Source organism: Bifidobacterium pseudolongum subsp. globosum (assembly GCF_004155535.1).
GTDB classification, from domain to species: domain Bacteria; phylum Actinomycetota; class Actinomycetes; order Actinomycetales; family Bifidobacteriaceae; genus Bifidobacterium; species Bifidobacterium pseudolongum_C.
On record NZ_RYUH01000007.1, the window covers coordinates 56824 to 74578 of the forward strand.

Below are 17755 nucleotides of genomic sequence, written 5' to 3' on the forward strand. Positions count from 1 at the left end.
ACCGCGCTTCAAACGGCAGCCCGTGTCTAGAGTGCAGCCATATACAGCTGTCTTGGTGCCCTTGAATGGCTGTCGATGCGTGGTGGGTAGCCATGGATGGATGTCTGTCTCACCTCAAACGGCACGTTGTATCTAGTATGCGACCACAAACAGCTGTACAGGGCATCCGACCGGGCGGCGGACATCTGGGCGGGGTGCAGCTGACTCATACGACTGTACATGGATTGCAGCCGATTGCATCGGAAGGAACGATGCGGGCGGTTTGCACACAGCCGTACGATGAAGCCATGGAGCACACTGCAATCACCACGCCCGCCACCCCGCACGTCACCGACGTCATGTTCGGCTACTGCGGGGTGCTTATCGACTGGCGCCCCCGCCGCACGATCGAAGGGCTGTACCCGGCGGGCGTCGTCGACATGTTCTTCGACCCGGCCGATCTGCACAGCGTGGCGTACTACGACGACCTCGCCGACTTGGGCTGGAGCGAGGAGCGCATCATCGCCGACTACGAGCGTGAACACGGGCCGGCCGTGGCGTGGATCATGCGCCTGTATTTCGAGTTCCAACGGCTCGGGTTCTACGACATGATCGACGGCATGCCCACGCTCATGCGCGACTTGCACGCGCGCGGCGTGCGCCTGTGGGGACTGACCAATTTCACCGTGCGCGGCGTGCGCGAGATGCACGGCAAATACCCTTGGCTCAACCTGCTCGGCGGCACGGTCATTTCAGCGCACGAGGGCGTCGCCAAGCCGGATCCGCGCATCTACGACATCGCGATTGGCCGTTTCCATCTCAATCCCGCGCAGACGCTGTTCGTGGATGACAATGCGTGCAATGTGCTCGCCGCGCGCGCCGCGGGCCTGCAGGCCGTGCGTTTCGAGAGCGCGGCGCAGATCCGCGCACTTACGCTCGACTAGCGTTCAGCTGATGAGATTGAAGAACACGCCGAGCGCGAGCGCCACAAGCACGCATATCGAAAGGCATGCGACGATCACGCAATGCCCACGCGCCATGCGCGCTTCCGGCCCGGGCTCGTCGGAGTCGAAGCGTCCCGGCCCATAGAAGAAGAACATGCGCACCCACAGCCAGCACAACAGCACGATGGAGACCGCCGCGCCGATGCGCAGGCAGATCCAGCCCACGGCGAGCGCGGTGGCGCAATCGCGCAGGTTGAGCGCGGCGACCCCGGCGAACGCGAAGTAGCCCAGAAACCCGAGCGTGATGATGGGCGCGAGCACGATGTTGGTGATGATGAGTGTCTGTGTCTGCTTGGTGAAGCGGTGGATGAGCGTGCGCCCGTTGGCGTCTGTGGACACATGTGCGCGCTTCTTGCGCCCCAGGTGCGACGCGATGCACAGCACGACCGTAACGACCCACATCAGCACAATGAACACGAACATCGCCACGAGCACGTTGAACGATGTGATGAGGCCCGGACGGATGTCGGTGGGCACCGCGAACTGTTGGAATGGCTGCGACCCCGCGATTTTGGGCGTCGTCCAGTCGCCGGCTGTGGCGCCGGCGGCCACCGCGTTGACCCATGATTCGATGTCGTGCGTGTACTGGTCGGGCAGGGGCAGGCCGGGCTTGGACAGCGACGAACCCAAGCGGATCTGGTGGTTGGTGGGGTAGTAGCGCACCATCGTGTTGGTGTTGCCCACGCTGTTCGCGTCCTGCAGCAATTGTTGCGCGCCCTGTTCGACCGGCATCGACCGGTCGAGCGTGCCATACACCACGAGCAGTGGCATGGTGAGCGTGTTTCGGTAATCGGCCGCATTGAACGACGCGTATTCCAGTCCAAGCATGCCCGGGTTCAGGCTGAGCATCTTCGGCACAATGCCTTCCACGCCTTCCGGCGCGCCGATGATGTGCAGGTATTCGGTGGCGCCGACGGCCATCTGCTGGCGTGCGGAGAACACAGGCGCCGAGACGAGCACGGTGAACGCGATCGAGGGGTCTCGTTTGGTGATGATTGTGGTGATCCACGTGCCTTCCGACTCCGCGTAGATGCCCACCTTGCTGGCGTCCACGTTCGGCAGGGACCGCAGGGTGTTGATGCCCGTCAGGTAATCGGTTGCGGACGCCTCATAATCGCGGTGCAGCATCGAATAGTCGTCGAGACGCTTGCTCTGCACAAGCGTCACAATGCCCGCTGAGGCGAGCGCGTGCGCGATGTCGCTGTTGGTGGTGGCGTCGCCGGTGCCGGCCCCGTGGATGAACTGCACCGCCGGCAGTTTGCCGGGGGCACCGATGGGCTCGCGCAGGATCGCGTCCACTTGCCTGCCGCCGCTCACGGTGAGGGTGCGGTGGGTTTCCTTGACCTTGTATTTGCCTTCGGTCGTGGTGGGGATGCCCTTGGCTTCAATGGCTGTGTTCGACGAGGACAGCGAGATGTGCTCGTTGAGCGGTTCCACTTTCCATGGCGGTGTCATCCATACGCCCAGACCCATGAGTAGGGCGCACAATACCACCGACGCACCCAATGTCCACGCGAGTTGCTTCCAGAAATGCTGCACATTTCCCCACTGTAATGCGCGCAATGCCAACCATGTTCCTGTGCTGGCGCATTTCCGCCGCGGGCGTGGACGCCGTGCGGATACGGCCGCGGCCCCGTTACGCTTGCGCGCGTTCGGCCTCGTCGAGGCCGTCGAATCCAGCCAGACGCACCGTCACGCCGACGGTCTCCTCGGTGAGGTTGCGCCCCGCGCTCGCCAGTGCGTCCACAAAACGCCCGTACAGCGCGAGCGTGCGGATGCTGTACGTGCCCAGTTCGCCGCGCAGATAGGTCTCGAACGACGTCTGTTCCGGCGTGTCCTGCGCAGTGGTGAGCACGCGCATCGCCGCGCCGAGCTTGGGCCAGCGTTGCATGAACGCGCGCGCCCATGCCACCTGCTGCGCGATGATGCGCTCCTGCTGTGCTGTACGCGCGTCGCTGAGCTCGGGCAAGTACGGCGCGAGCTCACGCGCGTAGGTCTCGGGGTCGGTCGACTCCATCATGCGTGCGTATTTTTCGGTCACGAGATTGCGGCCCTCGCGGTTCGCGTCTTCGAGGTCCGCACGGTAGCTGGCGAGCAGTTCGGATGGCCACGGCGCGAACTGGCTGAACCGCATCTGTTCGAACATCGGCCGGTTGCCTTGGCATGCCGCGCGCCCGCCTTGGTTCGTAGTGCGCTGGAACTGGCCCCATTCCAGGTCGATGATTGTGGCGATAAGCCGCTGGCGTTCCTGCGCGCCCGTGGCGCCCTCACTCGTGGTCGCACTCATGGTTTCCCCTTCCCTCACAGACTGTGCAGACACGCGGCGTCGCTTGTGATGTGCGCTTCGATGTATGGGCGCTGCCATTCGAGGAAGTCCTCGTCGCTCGGCGTCAGGCCGAGGTCCTGCAAGGTCTGCACGATCTGCGCGCAGATATCGCCCACAATCCGCTGCACTTCGCGCACATTTGGCGCCGCCCCCGCGCCGCCTTCGCCGAATCCCGCGCCCCCGAAACAGGCCGCTGAGGCGAGGCGCAGCACCTGTTCGAGCTGCGCGCATACGCCCGTCAGCCGCATGCCGGCGCGTGCGCTCAACGCGCGCAGCGCCGCGAAACGCCATTTGTAGTATGGCGCATAGCCCACCGTCACGGGATTGTTGATCAGGAAGACGAGCGACGAGACGGCGTCGGCGAATTCGCTCATGCACAGCCATGCGGCGGCGCCGTCGCCCCGCTGCAGCATGCGCGGCAGATTGTATTGGCCCGCCTGCGCGGTCATGCCGAGGCGTTTGGAAACCAACGCCAGGCGCACGTCGTCGGGCATGAGCTTGAACGATTGGCGTGTCTTGGAGAACGCGCCGAGCGCGTCGGCGAATACGCGGCCGTTCGTGGCGGCGGCGAGCGTGGCCTCGTCGAGCATCATCCACAGATGTGGCTCATCCTCGCCCGGCGCGGTGGGGTAACCGGTGATCGACGTGAAGAACTCGCCGATCTCGAATACACCGCTGCGCCGCCCCGCACCTTGCGCGCGGGGCGTGGCACTGGTGCGCGCGAAGCCGTGGAACTGCGCGGGTAGGGATTCGTAGTCGGCCTGCAGTTGCTCGCCGATGCGCGCATAGTCGCTTGCGGTGAGCCACATGCAGAAGCGTGGCCCGAAGTCGTGGTCGTGCGAAAGGGCGTCGTCGAAGCCGTAGCATTCCGATCCGTGCCCAACGAGGCCGACGGCGATGCGCGGGGCGAATTCGGCGTAGCGTTCGGCGAGCATCGGTTTGCCATAGGCGAGCCAATAGTCGCGCGCGAGCTGCAGGCCGCTCGTCTGCGCGGTGTGCGCGGCCGGTTCCACGTGCCGGTGCGGCGCGGACGGCTGTGCAGGCGAGGGCTGCGGCCCCTCGGGTGTTCTGGTGGAATCCGGCGTGCCCTGCGCAGCCAGCGCCGCACGCGCCTCGGCCAGGTTCTGCGCGGTCACCGCGTAATACTCGGTATGCTCGCCGTAGCATTCGGCGATGATCGCGAGCGCCCGCTCATAGTCCCTGACCGCGGCCACGGCGTCGCCGGCGGCGAAGCTCACCTGCGCGGCGCCGGCGAGCGCGGACGCGAAATGCGCGCTGTGTTCGGCGTGCGCGTCGCGGTAGATCGCGAGCGCACGGTCCGCGAGTGTGCGCGCCTCGCTGAGCGCCTGCTCGCCGCCACTGCCGTTCTGCAGCGTGAGCAGCGCGAGGTTGGTGCATGTGGAGGCAATGTCGACGTCGTGCGTGGGGTCGGGGCTCGACGATTCGAGGATGTGCAGCGCCTCCTCGAGTTCGGCGCGCGCCTTGGCGGGGCGGTCGGTTTCGCTCAGGAGCATCGAATAGTTGTTGTGCAGGGCGGCGAGACGGCGGTCGGTGGGCGCGAGGGTGGTGCGCGCGGAGGTGAGCGCCTGCTCGTAGAGGTCTTCGGCCTGTTCCATGTTGCCGGCGGCGCGCTGTGACGTGGCGGCGTTGATGAGTGTGGTGGTCCACGCTTCGGTGCCTTCGAGGCCCAGTCGCAGGGCGAGTTCGATCGCACGCTGGATGATCCACTGGTTGTCTTGGTGGCGGCCTTGCGACCGGTAGAATCCCATCGTCTCGTTGAGCACGGTGAGCAGGCCGGCGAAGTCGCCGGCGTTTTCGGCGTCGGTCATGGCGTCGAGCAGCAATGGCTCGGCTTTGGTGGCGGCGCTGTGGCTGGCGAACACGGCGTCGAGGCGGTTCAGGAACTCGTTGACGTCAAACGTGGAGGCGTCGGGGGCGGGGTCTTCGGCGGTGGGGGATGTGGTTGTGGCGGTCATGCGTCCACGATACCGCACCGCTTGGCGCGTGTTCAGACGATGTGCCGGTCGGAGGCCCACAGCGTCAGCTCGTTGCGGTTCGACAACTGCAGTTTGCGCAAGACCGAACTGACGTGCGTCTCCACGGTCTTGATGGAGATGAACAGTTCGGACGCCACCTCTTTGTAGGTGTATCCGCGCGCGATGAGGCGCATCACCTCCTGCTCGCGCGCCGAAAGGCGGTCGAGCTCCTCGTCATGCACCGGTTCGTCGGCGGCCGGCGCGTCCGGCGGCGCGCCCTGGAACGCGGAGAGTACGAAGCCGGCGAGTTTGGGCGAGAACACGGCATACCCCTCGCTCACCTGTTCGATCGAGTGGATCAGGTCGTGCCCGGTGATCGTCTTCGTCACATAGCCGCGCGCGCCGGCACGGATGACCGACCCCACGTCCTGCGCGGAATCGGACACCGAAAGCGCCAGGAACGCGGTGCGCGGGGCGTGCGGGTGCGATTTGGCCAGGATCTCCGCGCCGCCACCGCCCGCGCCGCCCGGCACATGCACGTCGAGCAACACCACATCGGGTTGGGTGGCCACAATCATGTCGATGGACGACTCGACATCCGCCGCCTGCCCCACAATGTCGAAATACGGTTGCAATGTGGCGATCACGCCGGCGCGGAACATCTCGTGGTCGTCCACGATCGCGATGCGTGCCGGTGTGCGGTTGGTGTCTGCCATGCCATCCTCCTGGTCTGTCGGTTCCCGGCGCAGGCGGCCGCCCTCCGGGAACCCCATGTTCAGCATCATAGTGCGCCGGCGCCTGCCGTGCCATGCTCCGTCCCCTCGTGGGCGCTGTCCGCCACGATCGGCATGTGCATGCGCACTTCGGTGCCCCAGTGCGGGCGCGACACGATCTCGACTGTGCCGCCGCGCCTGCGGATGCGCCCGATGATTGATTCGCGGATGCCCAAGCGGCCTTCGGGAATCGCATCCACGTCGAAGCCTTCGCCGTGGTCGCGCACAAACACCTCCACCTGCCGGTCACCCGCCTCGCAATACACCGCGACCGGCTCGCCGCCATGCGTCACGGCGTTGACCATCGCCTGCGCCGCCGCGTCGAGCAGAGCGTCGGTCTGCGCGCTCGGCCGCGCGTCACCCACCGTCACCACGTCGATCGGCTTGCCATGCGTGTCTTCGACCTGCGCGGCGATCTCCTCAAGCCCCGCCTTGACCGAACGGTCGCTCGTGGTGCGCTCCTGGTACAGCCAGCTGCGCAGTTCGCGCTCCTGCGAACGGGCGAGCGCGAACACCTGCTGCGGCTCGGCCGCATGCAGCTGGATCAGCGCGAGCGTCTGCAGCACGCCATCGTGCAGATGCGCCGCCATGTCGGCGCGCTCCTCTTCGCGTTCCTTGAGCGCGCGCTCGCGGCCCGAAGTGCGCATCAGGGAGACGAGCTGCGGCACGAGCGCGCACAATACGCCTGCGAGCAGTGCGAACCCGGCGCACAGGCTGTAGAGGAACGGCACGGAGCCGTCTTCGATCGTGGTCTGCGTGACGAGCAGCGCGTAGGCGGCGAAGACAAGCAGCACGCCGATGATTGTGGTGACGGTCTGCCCCGTGCGCGCATTGAAGCGCAGCCAGGGCAGGCCCACGCCGGCCGCGGCGAGCAGCACCGGCAGCAGCAGGCCGTTGCTCGTCTGCAGCTGGTTGATGAGCAGGGCGATTGCGATCAGCACGACGCCCGCGCACGCGAACAGCGCGGGTTTGGAGGCCTCGTCGATCACCTGGCGCATGCTCTCCATGCTGACGGGCCGGCCATCCGCCTCTTCGTTCAGACCCGTGTAATCATAAGGATTATCTGGCACCGGTCCGGTGCTTCGGGGCGTGCCGTAGGGCGTATTGCCGCGGGACAGCGGCGCGTTGGCGGCGCCGGCGGATTGCGCGAGCCGCACACGGCGTGCGGCTTCGGCAACCGGGTCTCCCGGCGGCACCAGCACCCACAGCGCCACGTAGGCGACCGCGCCCGCACCGTAGACCAGACACGCGAGCACAAACGCAAGACGCACCCAGCCCACGGGGAGGCCCAGATGCATGCTCACCCCGCGTGCCACACCGGCGATCCAACGCCCATGCTTGGGGCGCAGCAGCGGCAGTTTGGCGGGGAACAGCGGGGCCGGTTGGGCCTCGGCGGCATTGCCGGATGGTGGCAGAGGTGCGGAAGTCATGGTTCCATTGTGCCGTGTTTCAGGGAGAAAGTCAGGGGATTACGGCCGGATTCAGGGATGATTCAGGGTGTCACCGGAGGCTTTTCGCGCCCGTCGCCTGCTGTAATGGAGCCATGAGCAATCCACAGCACAATCCGGCACCACAGGGGCAAGGTGGTCCGGCGTATACACAGGCCCCCTCCTCTTCGGCACCCCAGCAGCCGGCACAGCCCACGGGCAAGCCGGAGGCCTCGTTCTTCCGCTGGATCCGTGAAAGCCGCGTGGAACGCACCAACGACCGCGTGATCGCCGGCGTGTGCGGTGCCATCGCCCGCGAACTGGGGTGGAACGTCACCCTCGTGCGCGTCCTCATGGTCGTCTCCGTGTTCTTCGGAGGCTTCGGCGGTCTGCTCTACGGCATCGCCTGGCTGCTGCTGCCCGACGAGCTCGACCACCGCATCCTGCTCGAGGAGATCATCGCAGGGCAATGGGATTGGGCCTTCGTGGGCGTGATCCTGGCGGTCGTGATCGCCGGCGGCTTCGGCTTCGGGATCGGCTTCGAGTGGGATTACGGCTTCGGCCTGCACTGGGGCATCAATGTGATGCCGCTGTTGTTGGCGATGCTCGTGTTCTACCTACTCGTCGACAACGGCCGACGCAGGTTCCGCGCACCCGTGGTTCCGCCTGCGCCATCCGGCACGCCATACCCGCCGCAGCCGAACGCCTACACGAGCGGCGGCGCACCGGTTCGCCCCATGCCGCAGCAGGGCGCACCCACACAGCCATATACACAGCAGCCCGTGTCGCCGCAGCGGCCGGTACCGCCGCAGTCGATGGCGGCAGCCCCCAATCCGCAGCAGCAGGCGCATGCGCAGGCATACCCGCAGACCGCCCCGCAGGCCCCTGCATACACCGCGCAGACGGCCGCGGTGCCGATGCCCGCCGCGCCACGTGAACCGAGGCTCGCACGCCGCAAGGGCGCAGGCCCCATGGTCGTGCTGCTGTTCTTCGGCCTCATCCTCGCCTCCGCCGGCATCCTGGCGATCGTGCTCGACGACCGCACCACGTTCATCGGCGAGGTGCAGCCGCTGATCATCTACGTCGGCGCCATCGTGGCGGTGCTGGGCGCGATCATCGTGGCCCTCGGCTGCTGCGGGCGGCGCACCGGCGGCCTGCACCCCTTTGTGTGGACCCTCATGCTCCTGGCCGCATGCTTCATGGCGGTCGGCGGCGCATGGTCGGTCATGGACCAATACAAAAACGCGGTGAGCCGCGACTACACCCGGATCGGCATCGGACCCGACAGCGTCGACACCTCGTTGACAGCGAAAGACATGGACGAGATCACCAAGGGCATCGCCGTGAGCGGCCAGGGCATGACGCGCAGCACGCTCGACATCAACCTGAGCGACTACGCGAAGACGAACGGCAAGCACACAATCGAACTGCGCGACGGCAAGACCAAGGAGACAACGTGCCCGGTCGGCACGATCCCGATGACCGTAGAGGACGCCCGCGTGGTCATCACCATACCGGACGGCTGTTCGTGGGGATTCGATTCGTCGCTGCATGACGGCACGGTCGACTCGTACGGCAACCGGTATTCGGCGATGACGAACGGCGACCCCTTCGATGTGCTCAGTGGCAACGGGGACTGGTCCAACATCCACGTGACCGTGGACGAGAACTCGACGCAGGTGCACATCCCCGGCATCGACGTGCGGGTCATGGACGATGACGACCTCGACGAATCCATCGATGACCTGACGGACGGTGACGACGACCGTGAGCCAGCGCACGTCTTCGTGACAAGCGAGAACTTTCAATCGCAGCGCATGGCACGACTGTGCGATGGCGTGAGTGTCGTCGATGGCAAGGTCGAATTCGAAGCCGGAGCCAACAGCCAGATGCGCCAGCTCGTCAAGGACGGCTACTACTGGCCATGCGCCGTGGAGGCGGACGCCGCACCGGCCACGCCCGAACTGGTAATCCAACCCAACGTGGTGATCGGTGGCAACATCACCGTGCGCTACGCCTCGCAACGCTGACCCCTACCAGATGAAACGGAACACGACGATGAACACCACCAACCCGCAGCGGCCGGAACGCGATGACGACACCCAGATCATCGAAACGGCCGAAATCACCGAACTGGACATGCCGATGAGCGAACGTCTCGCCGAATTCGACGAGGCGACGACCGAACTGCCCACAGACGCATCCGAATCCCCGACGGCGGAAACCACCGCCGATGCGCCCGAAGCGCCGCAGAACCCGACCGGCACGGTGCCGCCCACCAACGCAGTCCCGCTCTACAGCTCGCCCCAATCCGCACCGCAACCCGTGCGCCCGAAAGGCCCGAGCGCGGGTACGATCGTGCTCGGCGTGATCGTGCTGCTGTGCGGCGTACTGACAATCGCCGTCGGCGTCTCCATGAGCTCGGCCACCTTCGTGTTCTTCCCGAACATGCAGCATTTCACCGCGTACCTCTTCGCCGGCGTCGGCGGCCTGCTGTGTGTGCTCGCCGTGGTCTGGGCGATCGCATCGGCCATCGGCAAGCGCCGCCGTGAACAGACTTCCCCCATCCACGAGTCGAAAGGAGCGCGTATCGACCGATAACTCCTTCTGACTCTTACTCGCGCGCCGCGTATGCACTGCTTTTCCTGCTACCAAATGCATACGCGGCGTTTTTCCATGCCTCGCCGCGGGCGAAGCGCTGCACACCAAGAGCCGCCTGTTTATATAGTGGCTGGTATGAGCCCGAATCACACACCCCCAGCCCCGCACCTGTTCGAAGCCACCCATGTCACCGCCGTCATGCCGCAGCAGGGCGGCAGCCACACCGTCTTCCGCGATCTGGGTTTCCATGTGGACGCCGGCGAGGTCGTTGACATCACCGGGCCGTCGGGCGCCGGCAAATCCACACTGCTCACCGCCTTCGCGCGCCTCAACGCGCACACGACCGGCACCTTCACACTCGACGGCAAGGATTCGGACTCGTTCACACCGCAACAGTGGCGTGTGCGCGTATCGTACCTGCCGCAGACCTCCACGCTCATAGGCGACACCGTGGCCGACGTGATCCGCCTGCCGTGGACGCTCGCCGTGCGGCAGGGCGAGCGCAACCAGGAGCCCGCGGATATGCTCGCGGATGAGCATATCCGCCAGTTGCTCGATGTGATGGGTTGTGCCGACATCCAGCTCGACCGCAATCCGCGCGATCTGTCGGGTGGCCAGGCGGCGCGCGTGAGTCTGGCCCGCACGATCCTGACGAAGCCGCGCGTGCTGCTCGCGGACGAAGTGGACGCCGGGCTCGACGAAGAGAACGCCGACAAAGTGGCCGACCTGCTCAAGCGCGCGGCCGAACAGGGCGCCGGCGTGGTGCGCATCCGCCACCGTGCGCCCGACGGCCGCGCGAGCCGGATCATGGTGCTCAGCGACGGCGAGCTGAGCGAACAGCAGACGCCGGCGCACGCGGGCACAGCGACATCCGAAGGAAAGGGGCGGCGCGCATGAGCGGCCACAGCTATTTCACCATCGATAATCTCGGCCTGCTCATCGCGGCTGGAATGGTCGTCATCGCCGCCGGCATCTCCGTGCTCATGAAGCTCGGTGTGGCGAAATCACTCGTCTGGTCCATGGCGCGCTCGCTCGTGCAGTTGCTCATCATGGGCTTCATCCTCGAATACGTGATCCGCCAACAGAACGTCTGGCTCGTCGTGGGGCTCATCGCGGTCATGCTCGTCGCCGCCGTGCAGATCACGATGTCGCGCGCCAAAGGCGTGCCCAAGGGAGTCGTGCCCATCGTGCTGCTCAGTCTTGTGGTCACCATGCTCATCATGATCTCGGTCGTGGCCGAGCTCGTCGTGCGCCCGCACCCGTGGTACGCGCCGCAGGTCGTGGTGCCGCTCACCGGCATGATGCTCGGCAATACGGTCTCCGCGCTCGCACTCGCGATGTCGCGCTTCTTCGAATCGATGCGCGAGCGCTACGAGGAGGTCGACACGCTGCTCGCGCTCGGCGCCACCAGATGGGAGGCGGCGCGCCCCTCGATCATGTCGTCCATCCGCCTCGGCATGCTGCCCACGATCGCGAACCTCGCGTCGGCCGGCATCGTGACAATCCCGGGCATGATGTCCGGCCAGATCATCGCCGGCGGCAACCCGGTGGACGCCGCGAAATACCAGTTCGTCATCCTCACCTCGTTCGCATCGCTCACCCTGCTCGCGGGCGCGATCATCCTCGGCCTCATCTACAAGCGCTGCTTCATATCGTACGACCGCTACCTGATGCCGGACCCAGCGAAACCGCTCTCGGTGCGTGACATGCTCAAGCTGCGCAAATCCGTGCATTCGGGCGTGGCTTCCTGACCGGCGCCGCCGATCTTGAACACCCCATAACCAACGGGTATATCCCGAAACGCATGTCGCGCACGCACCGCCGGTAGGTTGTGTCATGCGTCCGCAGATCGGACCGCGGACGCCCCGACGACCGAGGAGGTGCATATGACGCAATTGGACACGAAACTCGTGCACGGTCTGCCCATCGACGACAATACGACCGGCGCGGTGAATCCGCCCATCTACAACTCATCCACATACGCTTTCGAGACGGTCGCATCGATGCCTCGGTGGGACTATGCGCGCAGTGGCAACCCGACGCGCGAATTCCTCGAGCGACAGATAGCGCAGCTCGAACATGGTACGCGCGGGTTCGCGTTCGCCTCGGGCCTCGCCGCCATCCACGCGGTGCTCTCCATCTTCGCACCGGGCGACCGCGTCGTCGTCGGCTCCAACATCTATGGCGGCACGTATTCGCTGTTCAACGAGCACTTCCGGCGTTGGGGACTGCTCGGCACGCCCGCCGACACGCAGGACGAGACAGCGCTCGAGCACGCCGTGCGCGGTGATGACTCGACGCCGCCGGCGAAGGCCGTGTACGTCGAGACCCTTACCAATCCATTGCTGCACGTCAACGACATCGCGGCAATCGCACGCATCGCGCACGAATACGGCGCCATCGTCATCGTCGACAACACGTTTGTCACCCCATATCTGCAGCAGCCCCTCGATCTGGGCGCCGACATCGTCATCCACTCCGCGACGAAGTACCTCGCCGGGCATTCGGACGTCATCGCGGGACTTGCCGTCGTGCGCGACGACGTGCTCGGCGAGCGCGTGTACTACGCGCAGAACAGACTCGGGGGAGTGCTGGCACCCGAAGGATGCGACGCCGTACGCCGCGGCATGCAGACGCTTGCGCTGCGGCTTGAGCGCCAGCAGGAGAGCGCGCTCGTCATCGCGCGCCACCTGCTCGCCCACCCATATGTGCGCGACGTGCACTATCCGGGCATCCACGGCGAGCCGGTCGCCGCCAAGGGGCTGCGCGGCTGTGGCGGCGTGCTCAGCTTCGAAGTGGAGCCCGGCATCGATCCGGCCGACGTGCTCGACCATCTGCGCATATTCCGTCTGGCCGTCAGCCTCGGTGCCGTGGAAAGCCTCGCCGAATTGCCGGCGCGGATGACGCATTTCGAACTCTCTCGCGAGGAACGGCTCAGCGTTGGCATCAGCGACGAGCTCATCCGGCTGTCCGTTGGCATCGAGGACGTGCGCGACCTCGTCGATGACCTCGACCAGGCGTTCGAATTCGCCCAGGAGCGCGCCCGCCAGCGAATCGTCGGCGATGTGCACACGCTGCTCGCCATCTGACGGTCGAGGTGGGGCAGATCATGTGTGGTGGTTTTGAGACGAACGCCGTGCACGGAGGGTACGCCGCCAGTGAGCACGCGCATGCGGGCGTACCGCCGATCTACATGAGCGCAGCGTTCGACATGGAGAGCGCCGCCCGAGGCGACGCGCTCTCCGCCGGCACGGAGGACGGGTTTTCGTATTCGCGCGTCGCCAATCCGACCGTCGACGTGCTCGAGCGTCGTCTTGCCGCGCTCGAAGGCGGCCGCAGCGCGGTCGCGGTCGCATCCGGCATGGCCGCTGTCTCGTTCGCGCTGCTGTGCGCGGCGGAAGGCGGGGGCCGGATCATCGCGCCGAAGACGCTGTACGGCGCGTCCGTGGACGCGATGGCCAGTTTCTTCCCGCAGTTCGGCGTGCACACCGACTTCGTGGAGCGCATCAACGACCTCGACGAGGTCGAGGCCCTCATCGGTCCGGACACACGCGCGGTGTTCGCGGAGTCGGTGGCCAACCCGTCAACCGAGGTCACGGACGTCGCCGGCCTCGCCGAACTCGCGCACCGTTACGGGGTGCCGCTCATCATCGACAACACCGTGCCGACTCCGTACCTGTTCCGTCCCATCCGCTGGGGCGCCGACGTCGTTGTGCACTCCACGACGAAGGGGATCAGCGGGCACGGCAACACGCTCGGCGGCGTGGTCGTCGACGCGGGGCGCTTCGACTGGGGGAGCCCACGGTTCCCGCAATTCACCCGGACGGAGGTCGTGGTGAGCGACGACCGCGCAGGCGTATGGCACAGCTTCGCGAGCAGATTCGGCGCCGACGCGTACATCCGTCGCCTCCGCATCAAGTACGTGCGCACATTCGGCGCGGTGGAAAGCCCGTTCAACGCCTACCTCCAGCTGCTCGGTCTAGAGACGCTACCCGTGCGCATACGCCAGCAGACACGCTCCGCGACGGCGATCGCGCGGCATCTGCGCACCTTGCCTCATGTGCGCGATGTGCGGTATGCCGGCCTTGCGCTCGCGGATCCGGAGGGCGCGGCCGGCCAGGACGCGCGTCAGGCGGAGCTCGTGCGGCGGTCGTTCCCGGACGGTGTGGGTGGCGTGCTCTCGTTCGAACTCGACGGGGACCGCGTGCGCATCGCCCGCGTGCTGGATTCCGTGCGTGTCTTCACCTACATCCCCAACATCGGCGACTCGCGGTCGCTCATCGTGGATCCCGCCCGCATCACCCATCGCGAGGTGCCGGCGGATTTCCGCGCGGCGGCCGGCGTGACCGACAATCTGATCCGCCTGTCCATCGGATTGGAGGACGTGGAGGACCTGATCGCCGACCTCGACCAGGCGATCGCGCGTGCCTACGACGAACAGTGAGGCACGGGGCTATAGGCCCGCGGCCGAATCACGTCGTGGTTCCCACTACCGGTATCTACCATCGGAATCGGGGGAGCGGGCGACGCACCCGCGTTCCCGCCATGACGATGAAAGAGGCATGCATATGTCAGACACCATGAAAAGCGCAATATTCGAATCCGCGGGCCATATGGCCGTCGAGGACGTGCCGAAGCCGTGCATCGAACGGAGTGACGACGCGGTCATCCGCGTCGTGCGTTCGTGCGTGTGCGGCTCCGACCTGTGGCCGTTCCGCGGCATCAACCAGAGCGAGGACCATTCGACGAACCCGGGGCATGAGGCCATCGGCATCGTCGAGGAGGTGGGCGAGGCGGTCACCTCGGTCAAACCCGGCGACTTCGTGATCGCGCCCTTCACGCATGGCTGTGGAAAATGCCGCGCCTGCCGCGCGGGGTACGACGGCTCGTGCATGGCGCACAACGACAACTTCACGATGGGCGCGCAAGGCCAGTTCATCCGATTCCAGCACGCCCAGTGGGCGTTGGTGAAGATCCCGGGCAAGCCCGAGGACTACAGCGAAGGCATGCTCAAGAGCCTGCTCACGCTGTCCGACGTGATGGCCACCGGCTACCATGCGGCGCGCACCGCACGCGTGCAGCCGGGCGACACGGTGATCGTGCTCGGCGACGGCGCGGTGGGGCAGTGCGGCATCATCGCCGCGAAGATGATGGGCGCCAAGCGCATCATCTCCACAAGCCGCCACGAGGACCGCCGTGCGCTCGCCAAGGAGTTCGGCGCGACCGACAACGTGGCCGAACGCGGCGACGAAGGCGTGGCGAAGCTGCTTGAGCTGAGCGATGGCGGCGCGGACGCCGTGCTCGAATGCGTCGGCACCGACGGCTCGTTCCAGGAAGCAGCCGCCGTGGCACGCCCGGGCGCGCTGATCGGACGCGTCGGCCTGCCGCACGGCCAGCAGATCAGCGGCGAAGGCACGTTCTACCGCAACGTCGGACTGGCCGGCGGCCCGGCCTCCGTGACGACGTATGACAAGGAGGAGCTGCTGCGCGCTGTGCTCGACGCACAGATCAACCCCGGCAAGGTGTTCACGCAGACCTTCCGCCTCGACCAGATCCAGCAGGCCTATGAGGCCATGGACCAGCGCAAGACGATCAAGTCGTACCTGATCGTGGAAGGCTGATCTGCCGCGGACAGCCCGTGAGAAACGAAAAACCCCACCTTGCGGTGGGGTTTTTCTTTGGGTCGGGCTGGCGAGATTTGAACTCGCGGCCTCTTCGTCCCGAACGAAGCGCGCTACCAAGCTGCGCCACAGCCCGTTTTTGACAACAGATGACAGTTTACGCACAAATCACAAATACGCAAATTCGGCGTGTTGCGCTTCAATCCGCCGATGCGCGCATGCGCTTCAAGCTGTGCGCGACAGCGCCATATACACGCCATATACATAGGAATCGGCTGTAGTGGCTGGTGGTTACACTGGGTCGCTATGACTGAACCGATTGCAACCGAAGAAATCACCGTGGAAGAGGACGCCAACGGCGTGCCCGCCATGACGACCGTGGAACGCGCCCAACTGCTGCTCGACCAAGACGCCGCGATCACGGCGCGCATCCAGGAAGGCGCCACGCTTGACGAGGCCGTGGACCCGTCGAACAAGGAATTCGGCCCGCAGGCGCACCCCGAACAGGTGCAGATGCGTGTGGCGAAGCGCGCGATGATGCTCAAGGAGGGGCTCAACCCGTACCCGGTCACGCTCGACGTGACCAGCACGATCGAAGCGGTGCGCGCCAAGTACGACGGCACACTCGAAGCGGGGCAGGAGACCGACGACGTGGTGGGTGTGGCCGGCCGCGTGCTGTTCATCCGCAACGCCGGCGGCCTGTGCTTCGTGCAGCTCGCGGCAGGCGACGGCACGACGATCCAGGCGATGCTCTCGAAGAAGCAGATCGGCGCCGATTCCCTTAAGCTCTTCAAGCAGCTCGTCGACCTCGGCGACCACCTGTTCGTCAAGGGCCGCGTCATCGCGTCGAAGACCGGCGAGCTGTCGATCTTCGCCGACGAATGGGCCATCGCCGCCAAGGCGCTGCAGCCTCTGCCCACCCTGCACAAGGAACTCAACGAAGACACGCGCACGCGCAAGCCGTACATCGGCATGATCGCCGACGAGCGCATCCGCAACATGGTGCGCAACCGCTCCAAGGCGGTCTCGTCGCTGCGACGCACGTTCGACGACCACGACTTCCTCGAGGTGGAGACGCCGATGCTGCAGACCGTGCACGGCGGTGCGGCCGCGCGCCCCTTCACCACGCACATGAACGCGTTCGATCTGGACCTCTACCTGCGCATCGCACCTGAGCTTTTCCTCAAGCGCTGCCTCGTGGGCGGCATCGACCGCGTGTTCGAAATCAACCGCGACTTCCGTAACGAAGGCGTCGACGGCACGCACGCGCCCGAATTCACGATGGTCGAGGCGTACGAGGCCTACGGCAACTACGACACGATTGCCGCGCTTGTCAAGGAACTCGTGCAGAAGACCGCGAAAGACGTGTTCGGCAGCACGACCGTCACACTGCTCGACGGCACGGAATACGACCTGGGCGGCGAGTGGAAGACGATGAGCATGTACGACTCGCTGTCCGAAGCGCTCGGGCAGGAGATCGTGCCGAACGGCGGCCCCGACCACCCCGGCACGTCCGTCGAGGAACTCGGCCGCATCGCCGACAAACTCGGTGTGGAACGCGACGACGTGGAAAACCACGGCAAGCTCGTCGAACACCTGTGGGAGCACTTCTACGAAGACAAGCTCTATGAACCGACCTTCGTGCGCGACTTCCCGGTGGAGACCTCGCCGCTCGTCAAGGCGCACCGCAGCAAGCCGGGCGTCGTGGAGAAGTGGGACCTCTACGTGCGCGGATTCGAGCTGGCCACCGGCTACTCCGAGCTCAACGACCCGATCGTGCAGCGCGAACGCTTCGTGTCGCAGGCCAAGGACGCGCTCGCCGGCGACGAAGAGGCGTGCGACATCGACGAGGACTTCCTCGAGGCGCTCGGCGTCGGCATGCCGCCGGCCGGCGGCATGGGCATGGGCGTCGACCGCCTGCTCATCGCGTTGACCGGGGCCACGATCCGCGAAACGATCACCTTCCCGCTCGTCAAGCCGCTCAACGGCTGAGACTTCAGGCGCCGCCGTCGGCAACCGCGCACGGCGGCGCCTGTGCATATACGCAC

Annotated in this window: 14 protein-coding genes and 1 tRNA gene; 9 read left to right on the top strand and 6 right to left on the bottom strand. The window is 66.0% G+C overall.

Going from position 1 to position 17755, the window contains the following annotated elements; all coding sequences use genetic code 11:
• Positions 1 to 287 precede the first annotated feature (287 nt).
• The gene (locus PG2093B_RS02335; protein WP_129896960.1) at positions 288 to 923 is read left to right on the top strand and encodes an HAD family hydrolase; all 636 of its coding nucleotides are present in this window, start codon (positions 288 to 290) and stop codon (positions 921 to 923) included.
• A 3-nt stretch (positions 924 to 926) separates the two neighbouring features.
• Here PG2093B_RS02335 and PG2093B_RS02340 read toward each other — a convergent pair whose 3' ends face one another.
• The 5 genes from PG2093B_RS02340 to PG2093B_RS02360 all read right to left on the bottom strand — a co-directional run bounded on the left by PG2093B_RS02340 (position 927) and on the right by PG2093B_RS02360 (position 7488).
• Entirely contained in the window at positions 927 to 2522 is a 1596-nt protein-coding gene (locus tag PG2093B_RS02340; protein ID WP_242502785.1) for an alpha/beta hydrolase family protein, read from the bottom strand.
• A gap of 97 nt (positions 2523 to 2619) precedes the next feature.
• On the bottom strand, positions 2620 to 3270 hold the full coding sequence (locus tag PG2093B_RS02345; protein ID WP_129896962.1) for a DUF4125 family protein: 651 nt from the start codon (positions 3268 to 3270) through the stop codon (positions 2620 to 2622).
• Between the two features lie 14 nt (positions 3271 to 3284).
• The gene (locus PG2093B_RS02350) at positions 3285 to 5285 is read right to left on the bottom strand and encodes a DUF4037 domain-containing protein (protein ID WP_129896964.1); all 2001 of its coding nucleotides are present in this window, start codon (positions 5283 to 5285) and stop codon (positions 3285 to 3287) included.
• A gap of 32 nt (positions 5286 to 5317) precedes the next feature.
• Entirely contained in the window at positions 5318 to 6001 is a 684-nt protein-coding gene (locus tag PG2093B_RS02355) for a LuxR C-terminal-related transcriptional regulator (protein ID WP_129896965.1), read from the bottom strand.
• 65 nt (positions 6002 to 6066) lie between these two features.
• Positions 6067 to 7488: an ATP-binding protein gene (locus PG2093B_RS02360; protein WP_129896967.1), complete on the bottom strand. Its 1422-nt coding sequence runs from the start codon at positions 7486 to 7488 to the stop codon at positions 6067 to 6069.
• 113 nt (positions 7489 to 7601) lie between these two features.
• On the opposite strand from PG2093B_RS02360, the gene PG2093B_RS02365 reads away from it, so the two are divergent.
• From PG2093B_RS02365 to PG2093B_RS02395, 7 genes are all read left to right on the top strand, one after another.
• On the top strand, positions 7602 to 9515 hold the full coding sequence (locus PG2093B_RS02365) for a PspC domain-containing protein (protein ID WP_165369682.1): 1914 nt from the start codon (positions 7602 to 7604) through the stop codon (positions 9513 to 9515).
• A gap of 28 nt (positions 9516 to 9543) precedes the next feature.
• The gene (locus PG2093B_RS02370; RefSeq protein WP_129896971.1) at positions 9544 to 10086 is read left to right on the top strand and encodes a DUF4064 domain-containing protein; all 543 of its coding nucleotides are present in this window, start codon (positions 9544 to 9546) and stop codon (positions 10084 to 10086) included.
• A gap of 135 nt (positions 10087 to 10221) precedes the next feature.
• Positions 10222 to 10983 (top strand): ABC transporter ATP-binding protein, encoded by a 762-nt coding sequence (locus tag PG2093B_RS02375; RefSeq protein ID WP_129896973.1) that lies wholly within the window; start codon positions 10222 to 10224, stop codon positions 10981 to 10983.
• A complete protein-coding gene (locus tag PG2093B_RS02380; RefSeq protein ID WP_129896975.1) occupies positions 10980 to 11837 on the top strand; it encodes an ABC transporter permease in 858 nt (285 codons plus the stop codon). The genes PG2093B_RS02375 and PG2093B_RS02380 overlap by 4 nt, the downstream gene beginning before the upstream one ends.
• A gap of 135 nt (positions 11838 to 11972) precedes the next feature.
• A complete protein-coding gene (locus PG2093B_RS02385) occupies positions 11973 to 13175 on the top strand; it encodes a trans-sulfuration enzyme family protein (protein WP_129896977.1) in 1203 nt (400 codons plus the stop codon).
• 20 nt (positions 13176 to 13195) lie between these two features.
• Positions 13196 to 14530: an O-acetylhomoserine aminocarboxypropyltransferase/cysteine synthase family protein gene (locus PG2093B_RS02390; protein WP_129896979.1), complete on the top strand. Its 1335-nt coding sequence runs from the start codon at positions 13196 to 13198 to the stop codon at positions 14528 to 14530.
• Positions 14531 to 14654: 124 nt separating this feature from the next.
• Positions 14655 to 15707 (top strand): zinc-dependent alcohol dehydrogenase family protein, encoded by a 1053-nt coding sequence (locus tag PG2093B_RS02395; RefSeq protein ID WP_207214993.1) that lies wholly within the window; start codon positions 14655 to 14657, stop codon positions 15705 to 15707.
• A gap of 62 nt (positions 15708 to 15769) precedes the next feature.
• Here PG2093B_RS02395 and PG2093B_RS02400 read toward each other — a convergent pair.
• Positions 15770 to 15843: transfer RNA gene (locus tag PG2093B_RS02400), tRNA-Pro, on the bottom strand.
• 170 nt (positions 15844 to 16013) lie between these two features.
• Between PG2093B_RS02400 and lysS the strand changes: the two genes are divergently transcribed.
• Positions 16014 to 17699, top strand: coding sequence for a lysine--tRNA ligase (lysS, locus tag PG2093B_RS02405; protein ID WP_129896983.1), 1686 nt, complete (start codon positions 16014 to 16016; stop codon positions 17697 to 17699).
• The last annotated feature ends 56 nt before the right edge of the window (positions 17700 to 17755 follow it).